The sequence below is a fragment of the Desulfobacter sp. genome (assembly GCF_050177295.1).
The window spans coordinates 1-9,395 of record NZ_JBFXHE010000160.1; the positions used below are offsets into that span (position 1 = coordinate 1).

9 protein-coding genes are annotated in these 9,395 nt (G+C 47.5%); 7 read left to right on the top strand and 2 right to left on the bottom strand.

Features of this window, described 5'->3' with window-relative positions:
* The 3 genes from AB7U36_RS12285 to AB7U36_RS12295 form a co-directional block, all read left to right on the top strand.
* On the top strand, positions 1 to 197 hold a 197-nt coding region (locus AB7U36_RS12285; protein WP_428160058.1), incomplete at its 5' end, for a hypothetical protein.
* Positions 198 to 213: 16 nt separating this feature from the next.
* Positions 214 to 456 carry a hypothetical protein gene (locus AB7U36_RS12290; RefSeq protein WP_428160059.1) on the top strand — a complete coding sequence of 81 codons (243 nt, stop codon included), beginning with the start codon at positions 214 to 216 and terminating at the stop codon, positions 454 to 456.
* On the top strand, positions 456 to 2,285 hold the full coding sequence (locus AB7U36_RS12295; protein ID WP_428160060.1) for an ABC-F family ATP-binding cassette domain-containing protein: 1,830 nt from the start codon (positions 456 to 458) through the stop codon (positions 2,283 to 2,285). The genes AB7U36_RS12290 and AB7U36_RS12295 overlap by 1 nt, the downstream gene beginning before the upstream one ends.
* Positions 2,286 to 2,330: 45 nt before the next feature.
* On the opposite strand, the gene AB7U36_RS12300 is transcribed toward AB7U36_RS12295, so the two are convergent.
* Positions 2,331 to 2,840: an AbrB family transcriptional regulator gene (locus tag AB7U36_RS12300; protein WP_428160061.1), complete on the bottom strand. Its 510-nt coding sequence runs from the start codon at positions 2,838 to 2,840 to the stop codon at positions 2,331 to 2,333.
* A gap of 304 nt (positions 2,841 to 3,144) precedes the next feature.
* On the opposite strand from AB7U36_RS12300, the gene AB7U36_RS12305 reads away from it, so the two are divergent.
* The 4 genes from AB7U36_RS12305 to AB7U36_RS12320 all read left to right on the top strand — a co-directional run bounded on the left by AB7U36_RS12305 (position 3,145) and on the right by AB7U36_RS12320 (position 6,924).
* On the top strand, positions 3,145 to 3,747 hold the full coding sequence (locus AB7U36_RS12305; protein ID WP_428160062.1) for a GGDEF domain-containing response regulator: 603 nt from the start codon (positions 3,145 to 3,147) through the stop codon (positions 3,745 to 3,747).
* A 93-nt stretch (positions 3,748 to 3,840) separates the two neighbouring features.
* Complete coding sequence (locus AB7U36_RS12310; RefSeq protein ID WP_428160063.1) at positions 3,841 to 5,223, top strand: transporter substrate-binding domain-containing protein; 1,383 nt, start codon at positions 3,841 to 3,843, stop codon at positions 5,221 to 5,223.
* Positions 5,136 to 6,137, top strand: coding sequence for an ATP-binding protein (locus tag AB7U36_RS12315; RefSeq protein ID WP_428160064.1), 1,002 nt, complete (start codon positions 5,136 to 5,138; stop codon positions 6,135 to 6,137). The genes AB7U36_RS12310 and AB7U36_RS12315 overlap by 88 nt, the downstream gene beginning before the upstream one ends.
* Before the next feature lie 10 nt (positions 6,138 to 6,147).
* The gene (locus AB7U36_RS12320; RefSeq protein WP_428160065.1) at positions 6,148 to 6,924 is read left to right on the top strand and encodes a response regulator; all 777 of its coding nucleotides are present in this window, start codon (positions 6,148 to 6,150) and stop codon (positions 6,922 to 6,924) included.
* A 61-nt stretch (positions 6,925 to 6,985) separates the two neighbouring features.
* Here AB7U36_RS12320 and AB7U36_RS12325 read toward each other — a convergent pair whose 3' ends face one another.
* Positions 6,986 to 9,256: an NADP-dependent malic enzyme gene (locus AB7U36_RS12325; protein ID WP_428160066.1), complete on the bottom strand. Its 2,271-nt coding sequence runs from the start codon at positions 9,254 to 9,256 to the stop codon at positions 6,986 to 6,988.
* Between the last annotated feature and the right edge of the window lie 139 nt (positions 9,257 to 9,395).

The window sequence follows — 9,395 nt, forward strand, 5'->3', positions numbered from 1 at the left end:
GTTTTTGCATTCCGGCACACCTTTTTTATGAAATCCCTACCCTGTTGGCTTTAACTTCATTGCATCGCCGGTCCGGTCTGGTTCAGCAAGGCCTTCCATTTCATCCTTTTCGGGTAAGCTTACCAGCAGAAAATTGCAAAAACCTGTATGTTCACATGGCCTTTGGTTTTGGATACGATAACATAAGACAAATTTGATTTGTAAGGACATGAAATGAAATATTTCTGGTGGGCAGTTCAGGTATTATTCCTTTTAATCTCCCTTTTCTTCTTTGTTTTCGGTGTTGACCTTATCCGGGGAGCGTATGGTTTAAATGACCCGTTCAACTTTATCATGACTTTTTTTGCCGCAAGTTTTATTATTCTGATCAGCCTGAGCCTGGCCCTGGTATGCATGATTAAAATGATACGGGCATACCGCCTCAAGCTATCCCAGACCCAGGGAGACAGATCCTGATGACTGTTTTGGTATCTGTAAGAGAACTTTGCAAGGCATATGGTGATGATACCTTATTCACGGGGTTAAGCGTCGATATAAAACCAGGGGAAAAGCTTGGTCTGATCGGGATGAACGGATCCGGCAAATCCACCCTTTTAAAAATTATCTGTGGTTTAAGCACCCCGGACGAAGGAGAAATAACTGTCCAGACAGGCCAATGCCTGGTCTATCTTGCCCAGGAAGATAAATTTGATACAGACCTTTCCATTGAGCAGGTTTTGTTTAACAGTCTGTCATCCCTGGATCTGCAGGAAAAAGAACGTCACCGCAGGGTGAACAGGGCCTTCGGCTTGGGTGGTTTTACCAATGCAGCCATAAAGACAAAAGAGCTGTCAGGCGGCTGGCGAAAGCGGCTGGCCATCACCCGGGCCTTTTGCCTGGAACCGGACCTGCTTTTGCTGGATGAGCCTACCAACCATCTGGATATTGCCGGCATTTTATGGCTTGAGAAGCTGCTCTTAACAGCACGGTTTTCTTTTGTGGCCGTATCCCATGACCGGGCATTTCTTGAAAATGTCTGTTCTCACACCATGGAAATTGCCCGATACTACCAGGGCGGGGTTTTCAAAATACAGGGCAATTATCCCAAATTTGAGCAGGAGCGGGACAAATACCTGGAGGCCCAGGAGAAAAAACAGTCATCCCTGGCATCTAAAATGCGCAGGGAAGACCAATGGCTGCGCCAGGGAGCCAAGGCCAGAACCACCAAGGCCAAATACAGGATAGACCAGGCAGAGGAACTGCGCAAAGAATTGTCCGAAGTCAAGGCCAGAAACCGGCAGACCGCCCGGATGGACATTGATTTTTCCGGCACAGGACGCCAGACCAGAAAGCTGCTCAGGGTGCATAACCTGACCAAAAGCTTTGGGGGCAGAATGCTGTTTTCCAACATTACCTTTGAACTGGGGCCAGGGTTCTGTCTTGGCATTGTCGGGGAGAACGGATCCGGCAAATCCACGTTTCTGTCCCTGATCGAACAACGCATGGAACCGGACCAGGGAACTGTAAAATGGGCGGAAAACCTTAAAACATCCGTCTACCACCAGGAACGGACCCAGCTGGACCCGGAAATAACCCTGCGGGATGCGCTGAATCCGGCCGGCGGAGATAGTGTAAATTACAAGGGTCGTCCCATTCATGTGGTCTCCTGGGCCAAACGGTTTCTTTTCATGCCTGACCAGCTGGACATGCCGGTAGGACGGCTTTCCGGCGGGGAAAAGGCAAGAATCGTTCTGGCTGAAATTATGCGGCAGCCTTGCGATCTGCTGCTTCTGGACGAACCGACCAATGATCTTGACATCCCTTCCCTTGAAGTATTGGAAACCTCCATCAAAGAGTTTGACGGTGCAGTGATCATTGTCTCCCATGACCGGTATCTCATGGACCGGGTCTGCCACCGCATGCTCTACCTGGATAATAGTGAAACACCTCAGTTTTACAGGGATTTCGGTCAGATTCTCAAGGCCCGGACTGCCCGGGATAAGGCTGACCGGCCCGGGGCGGAAAAAAGCAAAAAAGAGATACCCAAACCCGCTCCAGCCAAAAAGCTGTTGTTTTCATTTAAAGACAAATATGAACTAACGCATATAGAAGAAAAAATTCTGGAGGCTGAACAAAATGTTGAGGATCTTTCTGAACATGTCCAGCGCCCTGAAGTCATCCAGGACCCCGCCCGTCTGACAGACACCTGTAAAAAACTGGAGCAGGCCCAGGCCCTGGTCCAATCGCTTTATTCACGCTGGGAAGAATTAGAAGAAAAAAAAGCGGCAACTGATAAGAATCAATAAGGCAGCACCCGGCTGCCATATTGCCGACCGGTTTTCTGCTGATTATTAAAGATACCCCTTGTGCTGTAAATACATTACCACCTTTACAAGCAGCGGAATAACCAGAAAAAGGGTGAAGATTCTCACCAGATGAAAAAATGCCACAAAAGAACCGTTATGATTTTCAGATTGGGCTAAAATGGCCATGCCCGTCATCCCCCCCGGAGAAAAGCCGAACAGGGCCGTACCAAAATCCACCATCCCAAGCTTGCTGGCCAGAAACGCCATGCACACAGCCACCGTCAAAAGAATGATGGTGCTTAATATTGCCAGGGGCAGGATCTTGACCCCCAGAGTCAGAAGTGAGCGGTCAACGGTGAGCCCAAGGGTGATGCCTAAAATGATTTGTATGCCGGTGCCCACAGATGACGGCAGAACAATTCCCTTGGGTAAAAACAGAACCGTAATCCCCGAAAACAACATGGCCCCGACAACGGCCCCACCGGGAATATGACAGCGTTGTGCCAAAAGGCCCCCGACAGTCCCCGCCACAAGAACCAGCAAATATCTTTCCATAACCATTCATCCCGTTAAAAAATAACCATAAATGATGGCCCAATGGGATAACCACAGGGCCATAAACTTCTTGCTTCCACTAAAGTGGGCGTATCCATTTTCCCCGTCCAACTCAATGGCCGGAAAGGTACGCTGTCCTGTAAAATCAACTCAAATCATATTTGAGATTTCCCCATACCTATACCATACCTATATCATGCGTGGCGCTAAATACAAGTGACAGGGTCAACGCACGTAAACATTCTGAGTATTCTTCCAATGCTCTTTATCGGAAGAGAATGGACGAATAAGCTGTGAGGAATGAATGGGGAAAAAATTAACATTTTTAAAGGAATATGATGTCATTCCATCAACTTCCGGTGAGGATGCCCTGGCGTTGGTCAAAGAAGAATCCATCGACTTGGTCTTGCTGGACATACTCATGCCAGGAATGGACGGATATGCGGTGTGCCAGCGGCTTAAAAATCAAGCCTATACCCAAGATATTCCGGTTATATTCATTACCGCTAAAACTGACGAAGAAAGTATTGAAAAAGCCTATGATATAGGTGGTGCCGACTTTGTGACCAAACCGTTTAAGCCCAAAGAGCTTCTGGCACGGGTGAAGGTACAGCTCAAACTTCAGACTGTACTCAGGGAGCTGGATTTCCTGGCTACCCGTGACAGCCTCACCGGTATTTACAATCGAAGAAAATTCTTCCAACTGGCTGAACAAATGTATGCAAAAGCATCAGATGACCTCTACGCCGTAATGATCGACATTGATCACTTCAAACGGGTTAATGACAGATACGGTCATCATACCGGAGATGACGCGTTGAAAAATATAACCCGCGCCATTTCCCAGGCACTTCCGAAATCATCGCTTTTTGGACGTATGGGGGAGAAGAGTTTGCTGTTCTTTTAAAAACAGGTGACCCGACCCAGGCCATGGATGTCGTGTTCCGGCTTCAGCAGAAAGTAAAAGTATTTTCAGGAATGTATAATTTAAGGAATCATTTTGAAATCAATTCTGGTCCGCATCATAATTTATCTGGTATTTATATTTCCCGTGACAACCGGTGCTTTGGAATTAACGCCAGAGGAAAAGGCATTCATCACCTCAAATTCTGAAGTCAGGATTGCCATGATGCCGGACTTCTCCCCATTCTCATACATAATTCAGGATGCAGTCGGCGGATTCGAACACGATCTGCTCGCATTGGTTTCCCAAAAAACTGGGTTGACGTTTACCAAGCAGCTGGGTAACTGGAATTCGATTCTGACGGCTTTCAAAACCCGAAAAGTGGATATGATAGCCAGCATCTCGTACAAAAAAGAACGAGAGGCGTTTACCATTTTCACTAAACCCTATTACGAAATTCCCATCATAATTTTTGTACGGGATGATTTCGGAGAATATCAGGGATTAGAAAGCCTGGCAGGTAAAAAAGTGGGGGTACTCAAGGATATTTTTTACAGCAAAGAGCTGGAAGAAATAGGATCCATGGAACTTGTTCCCTACGAAACATATGAAGAGGTAACCCAAGCTCTGGTCTTTGGAAAAATCGATGCTCTGATTCAGAATCTGCCTAACATCAACCACCTGATCAAAAAACATGTTTATACAAATTTAAAACTGGCTGCTGAGCTTCAACTCCCCAATATCCGTAAAGAGGACCTGCGTTTTGGCATACGCCCGGACAAACCCATCCTGCGTTCGATCATGCAAAAGGCGCTGGATTCCATTTCCAAGGAAGAAAAAGTGGCATTGGTCGATCTATGGATTGGCGGTACACAGGACAGCAGCGCCAGCCTGATAAAAGTCACTGAAAAAGAGGGGGCATACCTGGTCGAAAAGAAAACCATTACCATGTGCATTAACCCCGACCAGGAACCCTATGAAAAGATCAACCACCCGGGAAAACATGAAGGGCTGGCGGCTGACTGTCTGCAGCTCATTGCCCAAAAAATCGGAAAACCATTTACCCTGTTATCCACCAAAACCTGGCAAGAGACCTTGGCAAAGGCCAAAGCCGGGAAGTGCGACATTGTTTCATTTTTAGAACCCACCCCTGATCGCAAATCCTTTTTAAATTTCACCAGCCCCATCGTGGAAAACTATACCAAAGCCATGCAAATGGTTTCCGGAGGAGAGCTGGATTCTGCGATCACCCCTTTGGTCGGAGCGGCATATATTATTGCCAAAGAGCGATTGTTTGATATTAAAATATCAGGTGATACAGGCCTCAAAAGGCGCTATACCATAGGGGTAAAAAAAATGACGCTATATTGCAGGGAATTATGGAAAAAGCGGTGCTATCCCTGTCTGACAAGGAGAGTGAAGAGATCAGCAATAAATGGCTCTCGGTTCGCATGGAAAAAGGAACGGACTACAGTCTGATCTGGAAAATTCTGGTGGGCGGGGTATTGATCCTGATGGGTGGAATTTACTGGAATCGCAAACTCGGCCATGTCAATGCTCAGCTTACGGCAGCCAAAGAAAAGGCTGAAGAGGCGACCCTGACAAAATCAACTTTTCTGGCCAATATGAGTCATGAGATTCGCACGCCCATGAATGCCATTACCGGCATGACCTATTTGATGAAACAAACCTGTCTTGATCCAATACAAAGCGAATATGTGCATAAAATTGAGAACTCGGCCAACTCATTGTTGGGACTGATCAACGATATTCTTGATTTTTCCAAGATTGAGGCTGGAAAGCTTGCCATTGAGAAAATCGATTTCGATCTGCACACCGTCATCGACAACGTCGCTACCCTGGTGGAACTAAAAGCCAACCAAAAGGGGTTGGAATTTGTTGTCAGCTATGATCCAGGGATGAATATGAGTCTTCACGGTGACCCTCTGCGACTGGGTCAGGTACTCACAAATCTTGCCAACAACACTGTGAAATTTACCCAAACAGGAGAGGTGGGTATTTACATCACCCGTTTGGAACAGAATCGCTACCAGTTCAAGGTTCGCGATACAGGTATCGGAATGACACCCAAAGAGCAGTCCCGCCTTTTTCAATCCTTTTCCCAGGCTGATGCCGGCACCATCCGCAAGTTTGGAGGGACCGGGCTGGACCTTGCAATCTCCAAGCAGCTTGTGGAACTGATGGCGGGCCGTATCTGGGTTGAAAGTGAAGCTGGCAGGGGCAGCTCTTTTACATTTGAGCTGGAACTGGGAGAACAGGAGAGCAGCCCAAAAATCCTTCGGCAATTCCCGGACAAAAAGGTGCTGATTGTGGATGATACGCCAAGCTGGCAAAAGATCCTGACCCGCCTGCTCAAAGGGTTCAATATATGAGCTGATCCTGATGGATATCCAGATGCCGGAGATGGATGGATATGAAGCCACACGTCTGATTCGGAAGAAGGATCGCAGGCTGCCCATCGTTGCTTTAACTGCCAACGCATTGGTCAGCGATATTGCCAAAACCAAAGAGGCCGGGATGCAGGAGCATCTCAACAAGCCCATTGATGTTGAAAAACTATTTGCCACACTACTCAAGTACATCAGTAAAAAATGCGAGGTAAAAGCTGAGCCCGGTAACGTGGAACCGAAAACGAATCCGGACAGTACACTGCCTGATATGGTCCATGTCGATACCCGGGCCGGCCTGTCAAGGGTTATGGGGGATGCAACGCTCTATAAAAAGCTGTTGGGTGATTTTGCGAACAACTATGGTGCCTTGGAAATTTCTCCGAAGCAAGAAGATTTTAAGAGAATCATCCACACGATCAAGGGGCTCAGCGCTAACATCGGTGCGGAAACGCTCAGTGATATATCCAAAACACTGGAGGATGATCCCAATGTCGAAAGCCTTACCGCCTTTCAGGAACAATTAAATCTTGTATGTGATGAGATCCGAACTATTAAATTCGAAGAAGATGTAACGGTACAAGACCCTCTTTCAGCTGAACGTGAGGCGGCCTTGCTCCCAGAACTCAAAACCGCACTGAAGTCCAGGCGTAAAAATTTGTATACCCCCTTGCTTGAAGAACTGACCGGACACAAGGAATTAAAAGCCTTAGTCAAACAGTACAAATTTAAAGAGGCTTTGGCGATCCTGGAAAGGGAGATTAACTACTAACCCAGGCACGCTGATCGGAGATTTAAATTTCCAGGGTAGATAGAAATGGCAGAGCGCGGAATTAAACCGATTCTGCCTGCTCGTTCATCTGCGCGTCGTTAACGGCCACTGCCGCCATATTGACAATGTCTGAGACATCATCTGCACGCTGCAGTACATGGATGGGTTTTTTCATCCCCATGAGGATGGGGCCGACAGCAACGGCATCTCCGAGTTTGGCAAGCATTTTATATGTGATATTACCCGATTGCAGGTCCGGGAAGATAAAAATATTTGCATTCCCCTTGAGATTGGAGAAGGGGTATTGGTTTTTGACGATTTCCGGGTCCAGAGCAACGTTAGCCTGGATTTCTCCGTCGACCCTCAGCTCCGGAGCCCATTCCTTGACCAGCTCGGTTGCTTTTTTCACCTTTAGGGTCAATGGGTGCTGAGTACTACCAAAGTTGGAAAAGGAGAGCATGGCAACGCGTGGTGTGATATCAAAATGCTGTGCCTGTTCAGCAGCCAGGATGGCGGTTTCTGCCAGCTCTTCTGCAGTCGGTTCAATGGTAACAGTTGTATCAGCGCAAAAGATCACCTTTTTTTTGAACACCAGCATGTACAGCCCATGCACTTTGGACAAACCGTCCTTTTTACCAATCACTTCTATCGCCGGCAGAATGACATCCGGATAATGGGCGTTGATGCCGGAAAGCAGGGCATCCGCATCTCCTTGTTCCACCATGATGGCGCCGAAATAATTTCCATTCTCCTGCAGACGGCGGCGGGCATCATAGCGTGTCATGCCCTTACGTTGACGTTTGGCAAAGAGTATTTCCGAATACGCTTTGAGTTTTTCACTTTTGCGGGGGTTAATAATTTCCGTGGCGCGCAGGTCGACATTGAGGGCCTTGGCTTTTTCGCGGATCACTTCATTATCGCCGATAAGAATCGGGGTGGCAATCTTTTCGTCCAGCAGCACTTGTACCGAACGTAGAATTTTATCTTCTTCACCTTCCGGAAAGACCACCCGTTTAGGCGCTGTTTTCGCTTTGTTGATCATGGTACGCATGATTTCTTTTGAGCGCCCCTGCAGCGCTTCCAGGTGTTCAATGTATTTCGCCATATCTAAGATTGGTCTGCGGGCGACACCGGAATCTATGGCTGCCTGTGCAACGGCGGGTGCAATGTGTAACAAGACCCGTGGATCAAACGCTTTGGGGATGAGATATTCACGCCCGAATTTGATTTCACTGTTGCCATAGGCACGGCGTACGGAATCCGGGACATCTTCTTTTGCCAGCTGGGCAAGGGCGTGGACTGCCGCCAGTTTCATCTCATCATTAATAGCGCTGGCATGGGTGTCCAGAGCGCCACGGAAAAGAAAAGGAAAACACAGGACATTGTTTACCTGGTTATTGTAGTCAGAGCGTCCGGTGCCGATAATGACATCACCTCGTACCGCTTTCGCCTCATCCGGGGTGATCTCAGGATCAGGATTAGCCATGGCAAAAACGATAGGATCTTTGGCCATGGCGCGCAACATGTCGGCAGTAAGCGCTCCTTTAACTGAAACCCCGAAAAAAATATCAGCACCGTTTATCGCATCTTCAAGAGTGCGGGCATCGGTTTGCGCCGCCAAGCGCTCTTTGTACTCGTTCATACCCACGGTGCGGCCTTTATATATGACCCCCTTGGAGTCGCAGAGGATAACGTTGTTTTTGTTAATACCCATGAAAATTGCAAAGTTGGCGCAGGCAATACCGGCGGCTCCGGCCCCGTTAACGACCATCTTGACGTCTTCAATCTTTTTCCCTACGATTTCAAGGGCATTGACCATACCGGCAGCGGAAATAATTGCTGTTCCATGCTGATCATCATGGAATATCGGGATGGTCATGGTTTTTTTCAGCTCTTCTTCAATATAAAAGCATTCCGGACCTTTGATATCTTCCAGGTTGATACCGCCAAAGGTCGGCTCAAGCAGCTGTACTGTGCGGATCAATTCATCCGGATTTTTGGTATTCAGTTCGATATCAAAAACATCTATGTCGGCAAAGCTCTTGAACAGGACGCCTTTCCCCTCCATAACCGGCTTACCGGCAAGGGCGCCTATATCTCCGAGCCCGAGTACTGCCGTTCCGTTGGAAACAACGGCAACAAGATTTCCCTTGGCTGTATACTCATAGGCCATATCGGGGTCTTTTTCAATTTCCCGACAGGGTTCTGCAACACCTGGGCTGTAGGCCAGAGCCAGGTCCCTGCTTGTTGCACATGGCTTTGTGGTGATAACTTCAATTTTACCTTTGCGGCCGCTTCGGTGGTATTCCAAAGCATCAGTGAATTTTGCCATTGTTCCTTCCTTTAATACTCGATGATCCAGTTTTTAAAAATTGACATGGAACGTAGCTACCAGTTATTATCCCCATGTTAACAGAATGCTTTATATTTTAATGATGGGGAGGATTGATAATTCCCCCAAGGTTTTAGAT